Annotated in this window: 21 protein-coding genes; 11 read left to right on the top strand and 10 right to left on the bottom strand. The window is 56.1% G+C overall.

The annotated features are described in order from the left end of the window. Positions 1 to 2: 2 nt before the first annotated feature. The 3 genes from Q1A43_RS16285 to Q1A43_RS16275 form a co-directional block, all read right to left on the bottom strand. Positions 3 to 1,481 (bottom strand): PLP-dependent aminotransferase family protein, encoded by a 1,479-nt coding sequence (locus tag Q1A43_RS16285; protein ID WP_299936876.1) that lies wholly within the window; start codon positions 1,479 to 1,481, stop codon positions 3 to 5. Positions 1,482 to 1,529: 48 nt separating this feature from the next. Continuing rightward, positions 1,530 to 2,189, bottom strand: a complete 660-nt coding sequence (locus Q1A43_RS16280; protein WP_299936874.1) for a YggS family pyridoxal phosphate-dependent enzyme — start codon at positions 2,187 to 2,189, stop codon at positions 1,530 to 1,532. A gap of 108 nt (positions 2,190 to 2,297) precedes the next feature. After that, the gene (locus Q1A43_RS16275; protein WP_299922552.1) at positions 2,298 to 3,392 is read right to left on the bottom strand and encodes a porin; all 1,095 of its coding nucleotides are present in this window, start codon (positions 3,390 to 3,392) and stop codon (positions 2,298 to 2,300) included. Positions 3,393 to 3,690: 298 nt separating this feature from the next. Here Q1A43_RS16275 and Q1A43_RS16270 point away from each other — a divergent pair, with 298 nt between their 5' ends. Then, complete coding sequence (locus Q1A43_RS16270; protein WP_299922808.1) at positions 3,691 to 4,182, top strand: DUF3576 domain-containing protein; 492 nt, start codon at positions 3,691 to 3,693, stop codon at positions 4,180 to 4,182. A gap of 88 nt (positions 4,183 to 4,270) precedes the next feature. Here Q1A43_RS16270 and Q1A43_RS16265 read toward each other — a convergent pair whose 3' ends face one another. After that, positions 4,271 to 5,530, bottom strand: a complete 1,260-nt coding sequence (locus tag Q1A43_RS16265; protein ID WP_299922553.1) for a glycosyltransferase family 4 protein — start codon at positions 5,528 to 5,530, stop codon at positions 4,271 to 4,273. Between the two features lie 189 nt (positions 5,531 to 5,719). On the opposite strand from Q1A43_RS16265, the gene leuS reads away from it, so the two are divergent. The 4 genes from leuS to Q1A43_RS16245 are packed head-to-tail and all read left to right on the top strand — an operon-like array spanning position 5,720 to position 10,403. Then, the gene (leuS, locus tag Q1A43_RS16260) at positions 5,720 to 8,251 is read left to right on the top strand and encodes a leucine--tRNA ligase (RefSeq protein WP_299936872.1); all 2,532 of its coding nucleotides are present in this window, start codon (positions 5,720 to 5,722) and stop codon (positions 8,249 to 8,251) included. Between the two features lie 34 nt (positions 8,252 to 8,285). Then, positions 8,286 to 8,744, top strand: a complete 459-nt coding sequence (gene lptE, locus Q1A43_RS16255) for an LPS assembly lipoprotein LptE (protein WP_299936870.1) — start codon at positions 8,286 to 8,288, stop codon at positions 8,742 to 8,744. Next, the gene (holA, locus tag Q1A43_RS16250; RefSeq protein ID WP_299936869.1) at positions 8,741 to 9,766 is read left to right on the top strand and encodes a DNA polymerase III subunit delta; all 1,026 of its coding nucleotides are present in this window, start codon (positions 8,741 to 8,743) and stop codon (positions 9,764 to 9,766) included. Before lptE ends, holA begins: the two co-directional genes overlap by 4 nt. A gap of 46 nt (positions 9,767 to 9,812) precedes the next feature. Beyond that, positions 9,813 to 10,403, top strand: a complete 591-nt coding sequence (locus Q1A43_RS16245) for a glutathione S-transferase family protein (protein ID WP_299936867.1) — start codon at positions 9,813 to 9,815, stop codon at positions 10,401 to 10,403. Positions 10,404 to 10,435: 32 nt separating this feature from the next. On the opposite strand, the gene Q1A43_RS16240 is transcribed toward Q1A43_RS16245, so the two are convergent. Together Q1A43_RS16240 and Q1A43_RS16235 are read right to left on the bottom strand one after the other, a co-directional pair. Beyond that, positions 10,436 to 10,750, bottom strand: a complete 315-nt coding sequence (locus tag Q1A43_RS16240) for a DUF1244 domain-containing protein (RefSeq protein ID WP_299922563.1) — start codon at positions 10,748 to 10,750, stop codon at positions 10,436 to 10,438. Between the two features lie 98 nt (positions 10,751 to 10,848). After that, positions 10,849 to 11,586 (bottom strand): N-formylglutamate amidohydrolase, encoded by a 738-nt coding sequence (locus tag Q1A43_RS16235; RefSeq protein ID WP_299936864.1) that lies wholly within the window; start codon positions 11,584 to 11,586, stop codon positions 10,849 to 10,851. Positions 11,587 to 11,756: 170 nt separating this feature from the next. On the opposite strand from Q1A43_RS16235, the gene pyk reads away from it, so the two are divergent. From pyk to rplT, 4 genes are all read left to right on the top strand, one after another. After that, positions 11,757 to 13,202 carry a pyruvate kinase gene (pyk, locus tag Q1A43_RS16230; protein ID WP_299922567.1) on the top strand — a complete coding sequence of 482 codons (1,446 nt, stop codon included), beginning with the start codon at positions 11,757 to 11,759 and terminating at the stop codon, positions 13,200 to 13,202. Between the two features lie 34 nt (positions 13,203 to 13,236). Then, a complete protein-coding gene (locus tag Q1A43_RS16225) occupies positions 13,237 to 13,461 on the top strand; it encodes a hypothetical protein (RefSeq protein ID WP_299922569.1) in 225 nt (74 codons plus the stop codon). 128 nt (positions 13,462 to 13,589) lie between these two features. Beyond that, on the top strand, positions 13,590 to 13,790 hold the full coding sequence (rpmI, locus tag Q1A43_RS16220; protein WP_299922571.1) for a 50S ribosomal protein L35: 201 nt from the start codon (positions 13,590 to 13,592) through the stop codon (positions 13,788 to 13,790). Between the two features lie 14 nt (positions 13,791 to 13,804). Beyond that, a complete protein-coding gene (rplT, locus tag Q1A43_RS16215; RefSeq protein WP_299922573.1) occupies positions 13,805 to 14,170 on the top strand; it encodes a 50S ribosomal protein L20 in 366 nt (121 codons plus the stop codon). A 252-nt stretch (positions 14,171 to 14,422) separates the two neighbouring features. Here the strand turns inward: rplT and Q1A43_RS16210 are convergent, their stop codons facing one another. Beyond that, positions 14,423 to 15,361: a DMT family transporter gene (locus Q1A43_RS16210; RefSeq protein WP_299936862.1), complete on the bottom strand. Its 939-nt coding sequence runs from the start codon at positions 15,359 to 15,361 to the stop codon at positions 14,423 to 14,425. A 102-nt stretch (positions 15,362 to 15,463) separates the two neighbouring features. On the opposite strand from Q1A43_RS16210, the gene Q1A43_RS16205 reads away from it, so the two are divergent. Beyond that, entirely contained in the window at positions 15,464 to 15,673 is a 210-nt protein-coding gene (locus Q1A43_RS16205; protein ID WP_299936860.1) for a hypothetical protein, read from the top strand. 96 nt (positions 15,674 to 15,769) lie between these two features. Here Q1A43_RS16205 and Q1A43_RS16200 read toward each other — a convergent pair whose 3' ends face one another. Next, complete coding sequence (locus tag Q1A43_RS16200) at positions 15,770 to 16,288, bottom strand: CBS domain-containing protein (RefSeq protein WP_299922577.1); 519 nt, start codon at positions 16,286 to 16,288, stop codon at positions 15,770 to 15,772. A 77-nt stretch (positions 16,289 to 16,365) separates the two neighbouring features. Between Q1A43_RS16200 and Q1A43_RS16195 the strand changes: the two genes are divergently transcribed. Further along, positions 16,366 to 16,548 carry a hypothetical protein gene (locus tag Q1A43_RS16195; protein WP_299922579.1) on the top strand — a complete coding sequence of 61 codons (183 nt, stop codon included), beginning with the start codon at positions 16,366 to 16,368 and terminating at the stop codon, positions 16,546 to 16,548. Between the two features lie 2 nt (positions 16,549 to 16,550). On the opposite strand, the gene nqrM is transcribed toward Q1A43_RS16195, so the two are convergent. Both nqrM and Q1A43_RS16185 read right to left on the bottom strand, forming a co-directional pair. Continuing rightward, positions 16,551 to 16,790, bottom strand: a complete 240-nt coding sequence (gene nqrM, locus Q1A43_RS16190) for a (Na+)-NQR maturation NqrM (protein ID WP_299922581.1) — start codon at positions 16,788 to 16,790, stop codon at positions 16,551 to 16,553. 20 nt (positions 16,791 to 16,810) lie between these two features. Further along, entirely contained in the window at positions 16,811 to 17,842 is a 1,032-nt protein-coding gene (locus Q1A43_RS16185) for an FAD:protein FMN transferase (protein ID WP_299936857.1), read from the bottom strand. Positions 17,843 to 17,917: the final 75 nt, after the last annotated feature.

Here is a 17,917-nt window from a genome sequence, read left to right as displayed (position 1 = left end):
GCTTAGCCTTGCTTTTTCTTTTGCGCAAGCGCTGTCCCGATGCGCGCGATACCTTCTTCGATACGCTCCGTTGGGATCGAGCTATAGCCGAGCCGGTAATAGTTATGTGGCCGATTTGGTCCGGCGAAAAACGCCTCGCCTGGTTCGATCAACACCCCTTGTTCGCGAAGCCGTTCGGCAAATTTTCGGGTGTCGCAATTTTCGGGGGCCTGCATCCATAGGGCAGAGCCGCCATGTGCACCTTTGCCCGCAATCTCTAGCCCATGGGCCATGATTGCCGATTCCATGGCCCGGCGACGTTCGGTGAGTGTCAGACCAATGCGGCGGACAAGCGCATCGTAATGCCCAAGGGATAGGAAATAGGCCGCAGTGCGTTGGATATGGCCGGGCGGGTGACGCAGTACACTGGCGCGTAGGGCGCGGGCCTCGCGGATAAACTCAGCGGAACCAACCATGTAGCCAAGCCGCAACCCCGGAAACAGCGATTTGGAAAAGCTCCCGACATAGACCACCCGGCCATCTTCATCGAGACTTTTGAGTGCCGGACTAGGGGGCGCGAGAAAGGACATTTCGAACTCGTAGTCATCCTCGACGATGATTGCGTCGATTTCAGCGGCGCGTTTAAGCAAGGCGTCGCGCCGATCACGTGGCAAGGTGGATGACGTCGGGCATTGGTGGCTTGGCGTCGTGAAAATTACCCGGCTGTCTTTGGGGATCGCGTCGGGCGGCAACCCTTTTTCATCCACCGAAACAGGGGTGATTTTGGCGCCTGTTTGGCGCAGCAAGCTGCGCAGCTCAGGATAACAGGGGTCTTCGATCGCAACCTTGCGCCCATCCGAGGCCAAAAGTTGCGCCGCCAGCCAAAGCGCATTTTGTGCGCCAAGCGTGATCAGAATCTCTTCCGGCCCGGCGATGATACCCCGACGCGGAAGGCTATGACGGGCAATAAAGGTGACAAGTTCTGGATCATCAAGGTCAAACTGATCTTGGGTCAGCGACACAAAATCCTTGGCCCCAAGCGCCTGCATCGCGCACAGCCGCCAATTGGCGTGATCAAAAAGCTTTTGATCGGTTTGGCCATAGATAAACGGGAATCGATAGCGCGCCCAGTCACTTGGCCGGGCAAGGCCCAAGGGCCGGTCCGATGCAAACCGCCGGGCAAGGGCACTGTCCCAATCGACCTTGTCCTCGACTTGGGTCAGGGGGCCAAAATCGGGGGGCTCTGGGGCGTTGTCACTCACGAAATAGCCGGAACGACCGCGCGAAATCAGGTAATCATTGGCCAGCAATTCCGTATAGGCCAAGGTCACCGTGATCCGGCTAACGCCAAGATGCTTGGCCAATTGCCGCGTCGAGGGGAGCTTTTCTCCACGCCGAAACCGCCCCGACAAAATCCCCTCGGCGACCATCTGTTGGATGCGCGCCTGAAGGGTGCCTTGGGTGTTTTGCGACAGAAAGAATGTTTCGACAGGGATGGCCATTCGATCAAGATAAGCTGGCTTTAAACCGGCTGCAATCTGGATATACGTTTAGGCGTCAGGTTTTACCCGGTCACCAAAAATCGCCGAACCGACACGTATATGGGTGGCGCCAAAGGCGATCGCCTGTTCGAAATCGGCACTCATTCCCATCGACAATCCGGTCAATCCATTGCGTTCGGCGATCTTGCGGAGCAATGAGAAATGCAGGCTTGGGGTTTCTTCGGCGGGTGGGATGCACATCAACCCTTTGATCGGAAGGTCGAGCGCGCGGGCCTCAGAGATAAAACCATCGGCATCGGCAGGGAGAATGCCGGCCTTTTGCGGCTCTTCACCGGTGTTCACCTGAATAAATAGATCGGGGCAATGGCCAAGCTCTTGGGCAAGGCGGGCGATTCCATTGGCCAGCTTAGGGCGATCAACCGAATGGATTGCGTCGAACAACTCCATGGCTTGTCGGGTTTTGTTGGATTGCAGTGGCCCAATGAGATGAACCGAGACATTTGGGAAGCGAGCTTTGAAATCGGGCCACTTGTCGGCGGCCTCTTGAACGCGGTTTTCACCAAATAGGGTGTGGCCCTGTTCCAAAACCGCTTCGACGCGGTCAAGGGGCTGGACTTTGCTGACTGCGATAAGTTCGACCTCAGACGGGGCGCGGCCGACCTCTTGGCAGGCGTTGGCAATGCGGTCGCGAATATCCATCAGTCCCATGTCAGCTCTCCGTCGTCAGCTTGATTTGACACATCAGCTAAATGGCTTTGCCCCAAAAGAAAAGAGCGGGCCGAAGCCCGCTCTCTCTTAGTCTAAGTCAAGCAGTCCTTAGAAGGACATTGCCAGACCCAAGGACCATGTGCTGTCGTCGATCGAGTCGCCGTCGAGCTCGATTTTCGAGTCGCCGTAACCGAACTGAGCGGACAGACCGCCACCGAGGTCGTAGTCTGCTGCCAGACCCCAACCGGAGGCTTTCAGATCTTCCAGACCCAGGAAGTTTTCGTACTCACCGTAGTTAACACCAACGGTCAGAGCGTTCATGCTGTAACCGAACGCCAGACCCCAATGGGATTCGGAGTTGCCGGTGAACTCAGCAAGGTCGCCGCCGTTGTTGGCTTCAGCGTATTCTGCAACCGAGTAGTTGAAGATGGCCTGAATGCCGTTGTTGAAGGTGGTGCCGAGCGACAGACCCCAAACGGAGCTACGTGCAGCCGCACCCAGATCGCCAATTACGTCAGACAGTGTGTCTTCGGAGTCGATTTCTGCGCCAACAGTGTCAAAGATCGAGCCGTACTGACGCTCTGCGTGATCTTCGTCACCGGACTGGTAACCAAGGCCGATGTTCAGAGCAGTGCCGCCGAGGTCGGCAGTGTACTTAACACCAACACCCCAGATAGGCGAACCGTACTCTTCGTCGTCCGATGCGTCGAGCCAGCCAGCGTCGTCTAGTTCAACCGACAGATAGCCGGTGAAGCCAGAAGCAGAGTAAGCGAACTGAGCGATCTGACCGTCATATGCACCGTCAAGACCACCGTTACCATTGTAACCGATGTGCTCGTGGTTGTCGCCGATCGAAGAACCGATGATGGCTTCTTGCATTGCTGCGTCGAATGCGCCGTCAACGTCGCCCATGGTCAGCTTGGCTGGACCGTATGCGATGAAGATGGTTTCGCCACCTTGGGTGGATGCACCGAATGCGTCTGTGTCGTTGGACTCGTCCAGATCGATCGAAGCACCGAATGTCAGACCGTTGTCGGACTCACCAGTCATGGTGAATGTGACGTCGATGTCTGTGTGGAATTGGGTCTCGGTGTGTTCGCCACCGGCGATGCCCATTTCAGCGGAGCCGGACAGCGCGATTTCTGCCGAAGCAACGCCAGCGGTTGCAACCAGTGCAGTGGTGGCAAGCAGGATATGTTTCATTGTTTCCCTCATGTGTTCTAAAGGCACTACCAGGCCGACAGTCCGGCCCTGATGCGTGATCTATGCGCTTGCTGACCCCCGCAATGCAACCCGTCTGAAATTGAGAATGGCCAACAAGCAATGCAGTGATGCGCAATTGTCACAAGGTTTTCCGCCCATCTCGGTTTTTCACTGTCCCTTGCGCAACTTCCTGCCGATCGGCCCCTGATACCAGCATGTCATAATGACGACTTGCCGCTTTGGCGCGCCCCGAGTATTGAAAGGGAAACATCCTCGGTGGGAGAAAAGGCGGATGAGCATGTCGCGAATCTTATTAGGTATCGGTCTTGCAGTGGCTTTGCTTGTTCAATCAGGCTGTGGGTCGTCAGCTAACCGCGCCCCGGTGGACACGCCGCCGGCTGATGAGCTGATGGATGAGATTCTCTATGCAGATGATCCAAAGCCACGTGGCACCGTCTGGGATATTTTCCGGGCGCGCAAAGATCAGGGCCAAATTGGCGCTGTGAACAAGTATATATGGAACGCGTCATTGGATACGTTGGATTTTCTACCGATCCAGACCGTTGATCCCTTTACAGGTGTGATTGTCACCGGTTTTGGCACCCCGCCGGGCGGTGGCCGCGCTTATCGTGCCACTATACATGTGAATGACCCAGCCTTGGACGCGCGGTCGTTGAACGTTGCCTTGATGACAAAGTCCGGTCCGGCCAGCGCCGCAACGGTCCGCGCCATCGAAGACGCTATCCTAACGCGGGCCCGGCAATTGCGGGCGCAAGACAGCCGTCTGTAACGACGCTTCTAGTCGCTTGGAAAAGCAAAACCTCGACTTGCTTGAGCAGGTCGAGGTTTTTTCTTGGTTTATCGCGGGGTGCCGCAGGTCAATCGAGAACGGGGCGGGGCTCTAGTTTCGACAAGCGATCAACCCAATCCAAATGCTGTGGCAGGCAAATGCTCCGTAAATCGTATTTCTCTCGGATGAATTGGCGCGCGGTGTCACCCATGCGGGCGCGCGTTTCAGGATCGTCCAAAAGCGCGCAGAGCCGTTCAACCAGTGCATCCTTGTCAAAGAAGTCGGTCATCCACCCGTTTTCGCCCTCGGTCATGACTTCGCGCACCGGGGCGGTGTTGCTCGCTAGAATCGCACAGCCTGCGCTCATGGATTCGAGCAGCGACCAAGAAAGGACAAAGGGATAGGTCAGATAAACATGGGCGCGGCTCACCTGAATCATCGACAGGTAGGTGTCATAAGGAACGCGCCCCATGAAATGCACCCGGTTCCAATGGGGTGTTGGAATGCGTCCGCGCACCTCATCGATGAAAATCTGTTTCCAAGTCTGCCCTTTGGGGGCCTTGGCTCCATAAGATACCTCGTCCCCGCCAAGCAAAACAACATGGGCATTGGGCCGCTTTTTCAGGATCTCGGGCAACGCGCGCATAAAGATGTGATAGCCGCGATAGGGTTCGAGGTTGCGGTTGATAAAGGTGATCACCTCATCATCCCGTGTCAGGGTCAAATCATCGGACACCTTTAAGGCAGCGTCGGCATTGGGACAGACGAGATCGGTATCGACCCCGTCATGGGCAACGGTTATCCGGTCGCGCCACCGCTTAGGGAAGGTATCGGCCTGAAACTGCGTCGGGCTAAGGCCGGCATCCATGATTTCCTCATGAAGGCGGTTGTTCATGTTCTTCATCCGAATCCGCAGCTTGTCTGCTTCGGGGCTTTTGGACGGAAATTCCGGATCGTAGTTCAGGAAATCCCCACCGGTCAGATGGTAAAGCTCGCAATAAAGACCAAGGCGCGCGTTGGGCCAGACATCTTTAAGGAACATCGGTTCGCCCCACCCGTGGTGGGCGCAAATGACATCCGGCTCAAACCCCTGATTCTTGAGGGACATGGCCCCGCGATAGCAGGACGTCGCGCGCAAAAGCTTGGTCTCAAAATCCGACAGCCACGGGTGAATGTTGGGTGTCGAGCCACCTTTGACCTCGTAGGGGACAATTTGAACACCCTGCCATTGGGTGGGCTGTTTCACCTTACAGGTCAACGCAACAACTTGATGCCCTTGTTTCACGAGGGCAGGGGCCAAGTGTTTATATTGGCCGGGGAAATTCTGGTGGATCAGAAGAATTTTCATCCGTATCGCCTCAAATGCTCTTTTTCGTTGTTTTGCCATGTGTGGCTGCCCGCGCCAATGGTTTGCACCAGATTGTCTGAATTGGGTTGCCAAAAAGACGCCAAAGACTGGACGATTGCGCGCCATGCGCCTATCACAGCGGCAAAATCTGCCCTTTTGGGCCTGCCCAAGCCCGTATGAGGAAACCACATGTCCGTTTATGATCCCGCATCCATAGAACCAAAATGGCAATCCGCTTGGGATGAGGCCGGTACATTCACCGCCACCCGCGAAGGCGACAAGCCCAAGTATTACGTGCTGGAAATGTTCCCCTACCCGTCGGGCCGCATTCATATTGGCCATGTGCGCAACTACACGATGGGCGACGTGATTGCGCGTTACAAGCTGGCCACCGGTCATAACGTCTTGCACCCAATGGGGTTTGACGCCTTTGGCATGCCGGCGGAAAATGCCGCGATGGCGATTGGCGGGCACCCCAAAACCTGGACCTACGAAAACATCGACACCATGGTTGGCCAGATGAAGCCGCTTGGTTTTGGCCTTGATTGGTCGCGTATGTTCGCGACTTGTGACCCGGAGTATTATGGTCAGCAACAGGCGCTGTTCATTGATTTCCTTGAAAAAGGTCTGGTCTATCGCAAAAACGCGGTGGTGAACTGGGATCCGGTTGATATGACCGTTTTGGCCAACGAACAGGTCATCGACGGCAAGGGCTGGCGGTCGGGGGCCGAGGTTGAGCGCCGCGAGTTGACCCAGTGGTTCTTTAAAATCTCCGATTATTCCGAAGAGTTGTTGGAAGCGCTCGACACGCTCGACAACTGGCCCGCCAAGGTGCGGCTGATGCAGGAAAACTGGATCGGCAAATCGCGCGGTTTGGAGTTTGGTTTTGAACGTGTGGACGGCGAAGAGCCGATCACCGTTTACACCACCCGTCCTGATACATTGATGGGCGCGTCATTTGTTGGCATCTCGCCCGATCACCCGATTGCAAAACAGCTTGAGGCACAAAACCCCGAAATTGCGGCGCAAATCGCCGAGATGCGCAAAGGCGGCACCACCGCAGAAGCCCTTGAAAAGGCCGACAAGCTTGGCGTTGATACCGGTATTCGCGCCAAACACCCGCTTGATCCCAACTGGGAATTGCCGGTTTGGATCGCCAACTTTATCCTGATGGATTACGGCACCGGCGCGATTTTCGCTTGCCCGGCCCATGACCAGCGCGACTTTGAATTCGCAACAAAATACGACCTGCCGATCATCCCGGTCTTTGGCGAAGAAGAGATTTCCGAGGCCTATGTGCCCGCCAAAACCGATAAGGTCACCTTCCTGCGCGGGTTCGCCGGAGAGACCGAGCAAACCGGCGACCAAGCCGTGGACGCCGCCATTGATGCCGCCGAAAAGGACGGTTGGGGCACGGGTGTGACCAAGTTCCGCTTGCGGGATTGGGGCCTGTCGCGTCAGCGGTATTGGGGCTGTCCGATCCCGGTTGTGCATTGTGATGATTGCGGCGTTGTTCCTGAAAAGAAAGAGAACTTGCCGATCGAACTACCCGATGATGTGTCTTTTGACATTCCGGGCAACCCGCTTGATCGCCACCCAACATGGCGCGATTGTGCCTGCCCCGCTTGCGGCAAACCGGCCAAGCGTGAAACCGACACGATGGACACCTTTGTCGATAGCTCGTGGTATTTCGCCCGCTTCACGGCGCCAGATGCAACAACGCCAACCGATCCAGAGGCCGCAGCCTATTGGATGAACGTCGATCAATACATCGGCGGCATCGAGCACGCGATTTTGCACCTGCTCTATTCGCGCTTCTTTGCCCGCGCGATGAATATCTGTGGCCACTTGCCCGATACCGCGCGCGAACCGTTCAATGCGCTGTTCACCCAAGGCATGGTGACCCACGCGATTTATCAAACCACCGGCGACGATGGCCGCCCGGTTTATCACTACCCAGAGGATGTTGAGCTGCGCGACGGTGGCGGCTTCCTTAAGGATGGCACACAGGTGAAAATCATCCCCTCGGCCAAGATGTCGAAGTCCAAAAACAACGTGGTCGATCCGGTTGAGATCATCAAAGCCTTTGGTGCCGATACCGCGCGTTGGTTTGTACTCTCTGATTCTCCGCCCGAACGTGATGTCGAATGGACAGCATCGGGGGCCGAAGCGGCCAGCAAACATTTGGCGCGGGTTTTCCGCATCTGTTCGGAAATCGCGGGTGGCGATGTACCGTCGACCAAAGAAGACGACCCGCTTTTGCGGGAAACCCACAAAGCCATCCATGATGTGACAATGGGCGTTGATAGCTTTGGCTTTAACGCCTCGATTGCCAAACTGTACGGTTTCACCAATGTTTTGCACAAATCGCGTGCTGGTTCCGAAGTGAAAACCTTTGCGGCGAAAACGCTTGTGCAGCTGATGTCACCGATGACGCCGCATTTGGCCGAAGAGCTGTGGTCGCTTTTGGGCGGCGAGGGCCTTGTAGCCAACGCGCCTTGGCCCGTTGCCGATGAGAAGATGCTGGTTGAGGATAGTGTTACACTTCCGATCCAGATCAACGGCAAACGCCGCGGCGAAATGAAGGTTCCGCGCGATATGCCCAAGGAAGAGGTTGAAAAAGCCGCCCTTGCGCACGAAGCTGTTGTTAAGGCGCTCGATGGTGGGCAGCCCAAAAAGCTTATCGTGGTACCGGGGCGGATTGTGAATGTGGTTGTCTGAACGACGTAAATTTCTCGGGAAATGTCTGGGGGGGATGGCTTTGGCCTCCCTGTCTTTGACCGCCTGTGGTTTCACACCTGTTTATGGGCCGCAAGGAACCGGCGATCGGCTACAGGGTAAGATCACCCTTCAGGCCCCTGAAACGCGTGACAGCTATCAGTTCAATCGTCATTTCGAGACACGCATGGGGCGTCCGGCCAATGCGCCCTATGTGCTCAAGGTGAAACTCAGCACCGAAGAGCTCGACCAAGGTGCGACGTCGACCGGGAACACCACACGATTCAAGGTGACGGGACATGCGAATTATGTCCTATCCGAAGGAAAGACCCAGCTTTTGAGCGGTTCGACCAGCGCCTTTACCGGTTATTCAAACACCGGATCAACGGTTGCGACAATGGCATCCGAGAATGACGCCTATGAGCGTTTGATGGTCATTCTTGCCGATCAAGTGATCGACGATCTGATCTTGTCCGCGGGTAACCTGCCGGAATGAAGCTGTCTCCGCGCGACGCAAATGGGTACTTCAAAAAGCCAAATCCCGATTCCGCCGGTCTTTTGATCAGCGGCGAAGACACCATGCGCGTGGCGATGAAACGCCAAGAGGTTGTGGCCGCCTTGGTTGGCCCCGAGGGCGAGGCCGAAATGCGGCTCACCCGGATACCGGCGGCGGATTTGCGCAAAGACGCGGCGGCGTTGTTGGATGCGGTCAAGGCGCAAGGGTTTTTCCCCGGTCCACGGGTGGTTTTGGTCGAAGAGGCCACGGATGGTTTGTCCAAAACCTTCAAAGCGGCGCTCGAAGATTGGCAGGCGGGGGACGCGCAGATCATTGTCACCGCCGGGCAGCTAACGGCGAAATCTGCGCTTCGCAAAGTGTTCGAGGGCGACGGGCGCACCTATGCGGCAGCGCTCTATAACGACCCAATGGGGCGGGCCGAGATCGAATCCGAACTGGCCCGTGCCGGTTTGAAAGAGCTGGATCGCGACGCGATGGGCGCTTTGGAAGAGCTGGCCCGAGGTTTGACGCCCGGTGATTTTCGACAGGTTCTGGAAAAGATCGCCTTGTACAAGCTGGACGATGCGACGCCTTTGACCCCGCAAGAGGTTGAGCTTAATGCACCGGCGTCGATTGAGGCCGAAATAGACCAGATTTTTCACGTCTTGGCAGAAGGGCGTACACCCGAGATTGATCCGGTCATGCGAAGATTGACCGCGCAGGGTGTCAATCCGGTGACCTTGTTGATCATGGGGATGCGCCATTTTCGGACATTATACGCGTTGGCAGCGGCCCCCGGCGGGCCCGCACAGGGTATTTCACGGATGCGCCCGCCAATCTTTGGCCCGCGCCGGGACCGGATGTTACGACAGGCACAACGCTGGTCGGTTGAGCGGCTCGAAGATGCGTTGGATGTGTTAATGGAAACTGACCTGACCCTCCGCTCAGCGGGGCAAAAGGCCCCGGCGGGGGCTTTGGTCGAACGCGCATTTGTGAGGTTGGCCTATCTTGCGCGCCGCTAACGGCACTGCCACGTTGTGATCAACACAACAAAAGAGAGCGAGCCGTATGAGCTACACACTATATGGAAGCCCCAAAAGCCGAACGTTTCGGGTGATGTGGATGATGGAGGAGTTGGGGCAGGAGTATGACCTTGTGCCTGCGGCCCCGCAATCCGATGAAATCCGGGCGGTGAGCCCGCTCGGCAAGGTGCCGGCTCTCAAGGCGGGCGACGAGGTGATTCCAGATAGCTCTGCGATCCTGACTTATTTGGCCGACAAACACGGGGCACTTACTGCCCCGGCGGGAACCGTGGCGCGGGCCAAACAGGATGCCATGACCTTTCGCATTCTGGACGATATCGAGGCCCAGCTTTGGACCGCGGCGCGGCATAGTTTTATTCTACCCGAAGGGGAGCGCGTTGCGGAGGTCAAACCCACGTGCCGGGCCGAGTATCAGCGCAATGTCGACAAGCTGATGGCGGAAGTGGATGGGCCATTTTTGATGGGCGAGACGTTCACAATCCCCGATATCATCCTAACTCATCTCGCCAATTGGGCGATCAGCGCCAAGTTCCCCGAACCATCGGCGGACTTCGCAGCCTATCTGAAACGCACACGGGCACGCCCGGCGTTTAAGGCCGCGCGCGACAAGCAATAAACGGACAGGGCGGGGTTATCCCCCGCTCGCTTTCATTCTTTGTCGGTAACGTTTTCTTTGAACGCGACCTCAAAAGCCGCCTGCTTTTCCGGGCTGGCGGCGGATTGGTGGCTGTTCTTCCAGTCATCATAAGGCATACCGTAGAAAGCCTCGCGGCCTTGGGCCTTGTCCATGTCGATGCCACGTTCATTGGCAGCTTCTTGGTACCAGCGTGACAGGCAGTTGCGGCAAAATCCGGTCAGGTTCATCATGTCGATGTTTTGCACGTCTTTGCGGTCTTCCATCAGATGTTGGCGCAGGCGGCGGAACGCAGCGGCTTCAACCTCAATCCTTGTTTGATCATCCATGTCTGTCTCTCCCTTGTGGTGTTGTGCCCAAATTCCGTTCACGGAATTTGCAAAAGTTTTCATTGAAAACCTTTTTGCGCCCGGCCTGACGCAAAGCGTTATTCTGGAACCTGTCGCAACGCATCTTCGAGCAATGGCGCAAGGCGTTGGCCCCAATGCTGTTGTTGCTCGGCGGTTTCGATCAAATCGTTGCGCAACTCGATCAGTGTATTGTTGCGCCCGTGTTTCAACGCATGCCGATCAACCGCATCACCGGGCAAATGCCCCGGATAGGGTTCATTGCGACCAACGGTCAGGTCCGGTTCCGCCTCAAGGGCGGCGATAAACGGGTCGCTCAAGCGGCTGTCCCACGCGTGTAGGATGCCAACATGCCACGGTCGAGTCGGGCGACCGCGCAATTGTCGAGTAAAGGAGTGCACAGCAACAATCACCGTGTCCTCTTGGGCCGCGGCGAGTTTTGCATAGGTGTCATGGTAGGGCCGGTAGTAGGCGTTCAATCGGCGTTCCCGTTCGGTATCATCTGCATGACGGTTTCCGGGAATGACCGACCCATCATAAAGCTTCATCAGCAGCGTCGGGTCGTCTTCGCCCCGGTTGGGGTCAATCACGAGCCGAGAGAAGTTCCCCAGCAAAACTGGCGCGCCGAGGGCTTCGCCAAGCGCCAGTGAGACTCCTTCGGCTCCGGGGTCAAAGGCAATGTGGCGTTCCATGTCAGAATCGGGCAAGCCCAATGTCCCACCCAAATCCGGCGGAACGGTATTGCGCGCATGGTCACAGGTGATGAGCCAGCGGCTTTTGCGGCTGGCACCTTCGATATGATAGGGGTGATATGTCATGGTGTCGTCATCTCTTGTTGCCAAGACATAGGGCAGTTGCGCGGTGAAGGGAAATAGGCAATAAGCACCATGAACCGTTACCGCTAACAAATAGTGGTTTATGAATACGCTGACCGCACGGCAATTACGGCAGGCAATTGATGCCGCCACATGAGGAACTGGGGAAAAACATGAAGCGCAATCGCAAGATCAAAATCGTGGCCACATTGGGCCCGGCATCGTCAACATACGAAATGATCCGCGCATTGCACGAAGCGGGGGCCGATGTCTTTCGCCTGAATATGAGCCACGGTAGCCACGACGAGATCTCGGAAAAGCACAAGATCATCCGTCAGGTTGAAAAGGACCTTGATAGCCCAATCGCGATTCTGGCAGACCTTCAGGGGCCAAAACTGCGTGTTGGAACATTTGCGGATGGGCCGCAAGATTTGGAATGGGGCGAAAACTTCCGCCTTGATCTTGACCCGACGCCCGGCGACAAAACCCGTGTTTCCCTTCCACATCCCGAGATTTTTCAAGCGCTTCAGCCTGGCTCGCATCTCTTGGTCAATGACGGAAAAATTCGTTTGCGCGTAGAGGATTGCGGTGATGATCACGCCAATTGCACGGTTGTTACCGGCGGTGTGATTTCCGACCGCAAGGGTGTGAATGTTCCTGATGTTGTGCTGCCTTTGGCGGCGCTTTCGGAAAAAGACCGTGCCGATTTGGAATTTGTCTGTGCCTTGGGCGTTGATTGGCTAGCGCTGTCCTTTGTTCAGCGTCCTCGCGACGTTTGGGAAGCCCGCGAATTGGCCGATGGCCGCGCGGCGATCCTCTCCAAAATTGAAAAACCTCAAGCCGTCGAAAGCTTTGATGAGATTCTAGAGGTCTCGGATGGCATCATGGTCGCCCGTGGTGATCTGGGTGTTGAACTTCCGGTTCAGAATGTTCCGCCAATCCAGAAACGCTTGGTGCGCAAATGTCGCGCCGCCGCCAAACCGGTGATCGTGGCGACGCAGATGCTCGAATCGATGATTGAATCGCCGATGCCAACCCGCGCCGAAGTGTCGGATGTGTCCAACGCCATCTACGAAGGCTCGGACGCGGTGATGTTGTCGGCGGAATCGGCGGCGGGCGATTACCCAATCGAAGCCGTGAGCACCATGGATGCCGTGGCGGTTGAGGTCGAAGCAGACCCAACCTATCGCGATATCATCGAAGCCAGCCGCAAAGCCGAGCGTCATTCGGTGGCCGATGGGATCGTTGCTGCCGCGCGTGAGATCGCTGAGACAACAGACATCAAAGCCATCTGCTGCTTTACCTCTTCAGGGACCACCGCCGCCAAAGTATCGCGTGAACGCCCACGGGTGCCGATCATTACAATGACGTCATCGCGCGGCACGGCCCGTCGTCTGGCCCTAAGCTGGGGGACCCATTGTGTCATGACCGGTGATCTTGAGCGGTTCAAACAGGCGGTGGTGAACGCCGCCCGCGCCACGCGCAAGGCCGGTTTTGCCGGAGAAGGTGATCAGATCGTTGTGACCGCGGGTGTGCCATTTAACATCCCCGGAACAACCAATATCTTGCGCGTTGCACCCTGCGATGAACGTTTGATTTATAGCACCGATCCGGAATAACCTGTTCTCAGGTTAATCACGGGGGTCTGGTGTTATGGATCCAGATATTTCATTGGTCGCAGGGTTGATCCTGGCGGTTTTAGCGCTGCCAGCGGTCGTCTCTGCGTTTTCAGATGGCCGCACCCCTCGGGTGGCGGCCATTGTCATGATTGCGGCTGGCGGGTTGGTGGTTTTTGCCCTTACCAACAAGCCCGGTGGGTACCAAATGCAGGACATTCCACAGGTGTTTTTCCAAGTGGTTGGCAAATTCACCAATTAGGCCCTTGAATCCCGTGTGAGTATCGATTCAAGGCTTGCCAATAACGCGATCCGCCCCTATACGGCCCGTCTAAACCGCGCGTCCGGCTCAAGTGGCATGCCGAGTCGCGCAAAAAGACGGAGACCGAAATGCCCAAGATGAAGACGAAGTCGAGCGCCAAAAAGCGCTTTAAGGTCACTGCGACCGGTAAAGTGATGGCGAGCCAAGCTGGTAAACAGCACGGCATGATCAAACGCACCAAGAAATTCATCCGCGACGCTCGCGGTACCACGACATTGTCTGCTCCTGATGCGAAAAGCATCAAGCAGTTCATGCCGTACGACCGCTAAGAGGAGATTAGAACATGTCCCGAGTAAAAGGCGGAACCGTCACACACGCGCGTCACAAGAAGATCGTCAAGCAGGCCAAAGGTTACTACGGTCGTCGCAAGAACACCTTCAAGGTTGCAGCTCAGGCCGTTGATAAGGCCAACCAGTACGCAACACGCGACCGTCATAACCGCAAGCGCAACTTCCGCGCTCTGTGGATCCAGCGTATCAACGCTGCTGTCCGTGCCCATGACGAAGCCCTGACATATTCCAAGTTCATCAATGGTCTGAATCTGGCCGGTATCGAAGTTGACCGTAAGGTTCTCGCCGATCTTGCCGTTCACGAGCCCGAAGCATTTGCTGCGATCGTGGATCAGGCCAAAGGCGCGCTGCCAGCGTAAGCTGACCCGCGTTGAAAAGATTAGAAAAGCCGCTCGATTTGGGCGGCTTTTTTCGTTTCTTGACGCCAAGTTGGGCATGCAAACATAATTGTTGGCTAGGGCAGGAAAACGTGTCCAGATTGGCCTCTTTGGGAATGCCTTGTAAGGTTTCTCATGCCGTTTGGATCAGTATTGCCAAGAACCTATTCTTTATCGAATTCTCTTGTGCGATCGATACAGATAGGCTCCGATCCTAAAATGTCTGACCGGCCACTATCCGGTGTGGGCCTTGCCCTTGGATGTTCGAGACAAGGCCGAAAACAAGCGCCCATCCGTCACAGCAAAGCCAAGTGCGATGATGGCAAAGCCAATCCACGCTTCGAAGCCCATGTCTTCTCCTAGAAAAAGAACACCAAGCCCAATTGCAACGGCGGGGATGAGCAAAGTAACCAAAAGCAAATTGGCGGCCCCGGCACGTGCAAGGATGGCAAAGTAGAGAACGTAGGCCAATGCCGTCGACACTGTCGCCAAGCCCAACAGAGCAGCCCATGTTGTTGCAGAAAGGTCGACACTTGGCCGACCATCAAAGATCAACACAATTGGTATCATCAATGCCGTGCTGCCAATCAACATACCAAGCGCATTCATAAGAGGCGGCTGGCTGGCCAGAGCGGTCTTTCCCCAAACACCTGCAAAGGCGTAGGATAGTGTCGCGCCAAGGATGGCGAGCTGGGCAAGGTTACTGGGATTAAACTCGGTCAACGCGCTTGGCCCCATGATGAAAGCCACTCCGGCTATACCCAAGGTCGCGCCGATAATCTTCTTTGCAGTCAATGGTTCATCACGAAGCAATAGGCCCGCCACAACGGCGGCAAACATTGCGGTTGTCGCGTTTAGTATCGAGGCCAATCCACTTTCGATTTGGGTTTGCCCCCAAAAAATCAACGAAAACGGTAGGGCGTTGTTGAGTGCACCCATCACAAGATAGGCGCCCCAAATCCGCGGTGACCGCGGGAGCGGAGTTTTGTTGTAGACCGCAATCGATGCCAAAAATGGCAAGGCCCACATCACCCGATGAAGGGTGATTGTGAGCGGTGGAACCTCGCGGAGAGCGAGCTCTCCTAAGAAGAATGACCCGCCCCACATCGCGGCCAACACCAGCAACATGAAGGTGGATTTTGCATCCATTTTAAGTGTTGGGGGTTTTGACATGCCGCGAAATCCAAATCAGGTTTCTCTCTTTTTGTCGCATTATTATCCGACGTGGCGACCCGTTTCCTGCGGTTTTAGACGGAAGGGAACACATCTTGCCCTGTGATCTCTGCGCTTGCGCAAAAGAGTCAGGTCGCCAGAATATCGGTTATCAATATCTTTGGGGTGAAGATCCGGCACAATCGTTTCGGTATGGCGGCGCGACATCTTCCCCAAACACCACTTTCACAACGCCGACGTTTGCAAAGCGTGGCGAGCGGCGGTGAAAAGCGCGCCTATTGGGTGGGATGGCAGTATGGCCAGCGCTTCTGACGGCTCAATCCCAAGGCAAGCTTGAGACGTTCCGGTCCGCTGTAAAAGCGGCCATCTCTGCTACACTGCCTGAACTCGTTTTAGCGGTGGCCTGCCTTACCCGACGATCAGCTGCTTCAGTTTCAAGGCCTCGTATTCCAACGTTTTCAGGCGATGGTTGACCACGTCGCCAATCGAAATCATGCCAAGCAGCTGCCCGTCTTTCAGGACCGGCATGTGGCGAAAACGCCCGTCGGTCATTCGGCGCAACACACTTACAAGCAATTCATCAGGCGTGGTGGTTTCAACCTTGGCTGACATCAGCTGATCAACCTTTTGCGGCAGTGTTTGACCGGGTGTTTCCGCCAAACGACGCACGATGTCGCGTTCTGACAAAATGCCAACTAATTTGCCGTCATCGTCCGTGACGACCAATGCGCCGATCCGCTTCTCAGCGAGAATGGCGACCGCCTCCGAAACCGCATTTTGCGGACCGATCCCGAATAGTTCGCCGCCCTTGTCCGACATAACCTCGGCAACAGAGGCCTGTGCCACCGATACGTTGGTCTCTAGTGACTGACTATGAGTGGCCTCATTCGCGTCACCTCGGGTCTTGGGTTTATATGATCCGACCATGGCAATCCTCCCGTGTCCTGACTATAGGATAAGGAGAAATGCCTGCGGGTAAACAGTTTCTGCCAAAAAGGGACGAAATGACAGACCTGACCCTGACACCCGGTATCGCAACGGTGCTGTTCACAGTTGCCTGTTTGGCGGGCTATCGCTATCGCCGAGTATGGAAGGCCGAAGGGCCGCGCAGCCAGTTGTGGCTATCGGGATTGGTCGCGGCAGGGACGCTTTTGATACTTGGGTTTGTTCCGCTATCAAGCGGGTAAAGTCAGCCTGCAGCGCGTTCTGCGGCTTCGCGACGCGCACGCTGGCGAGGGCATTCCAACCGTTCGCGCAGCGGGCTGTTTGGGTCGATTTCCTTTTTGCAGACCAAACAATGGTCCGCACCTTCGACGGCGTTCAATCCGCCACAGCTGCCTTTGATCGTACGACCCGACAGAATGACACCGATCGCCATGCCCACCATGACGATGGAAAACAGTCCAAAGGCTAGGATAAAGGTCGACATGGCGCAGTGCCTTTCCCGCGTTATGCGGTCAGTGAGGTGAACTTGTCCGATGCAGTGGGTACAAGACCCTTGGATGCATCAGCCGAGCGTTCGATAAACAACGCCGCCAGTCCGCGTTCATTGGCGAGCGCAAGACCACGGTCACGACCAAGAACCAGCAGGGCAGTTGCCCAGGCGTCGGCCAGCATCGCGTTGTCGGTCAACACGGTAACCGAAGCGGTATTGTGGGTGACGGGACGCCCGGTTGTGGGGTCAATCATATGCGAATAGCGCTGACCATCGACCTCAAAGAAGTTGCGATAGTCACCCGAGGTCGCCATGCCCATGTTCGACAGGCCTACGACCTGCATCACGCCACGATCAAAGCTTTGCGGTGTTTCGATACCAATTTGCCACGGCTGGCCTTCGGGATTCTTGCCTGCGGTGACAAGATCGCCACCGATTTCGACCATATAGTCGGTGATACCATGAGCCGCCATAGTTTTTGCGACGAGGTCCACGCCAAAACCTTTGGCAATGGACGACAGATAAATCTGTGCACCGTCGTTCAATTTGCCCAAGGCACCATTGTGCAACGCGATCGATTGTTTCTGACCGCAGCAGCCCAGAGCGTCCGCGATTTGGGCATCTGTCGGCATGGAACCGGTGTTGTGCTTGGTACCAAAGCCCCAAAGATCGAACAATGCACCGGCGGTGACGTCGAAACGCCCGTCGCTGGCGGCGTTCACATCAGCAGCGGACTGCATAACATGATAGAATTCAGCAGAAACGGTCAGGCTGTCGCCAGCGGAAGCCGCATTGAAACGCGAGATTTCCGAGGCATCATCCCAGTTCGACATCTGGGCAGTCACACGCGCCAGAGCAGCATCGACATCGGCCTGCAGTGCCGCTTGGTCCACCGCTTGGCTGTGGTCGATGGCGACAATCTTGTAACCGGTGCCCATCGTCAGTCCGGCCAATTCTAGTACGGACCAGCCCTTCTTACAGGCGGCTGCAAAAGCAAGCGGCATTACCAAGAAGCTACGGCGAGAAAATAGAAGAGGGTTCGACACGGGCGTCTCCGCTGGGTTGCGCATTTCCACTGTAAGATCGGCACGCTTCTGAGGCAGATCAGCAAAAAGTTCAAC

This window comes from uncultured Pelagimonas sp., assembly GCF_947498515.1.
Lineage (GTDB): Bacteria > Pseudomonadota > Alphaproteobacteria > Rhodobacterales > Rhodobacteraceae > Pelagimonas.
This window is presented reverse-complemented; position numbering and strand designations above follow the sequence as displayed.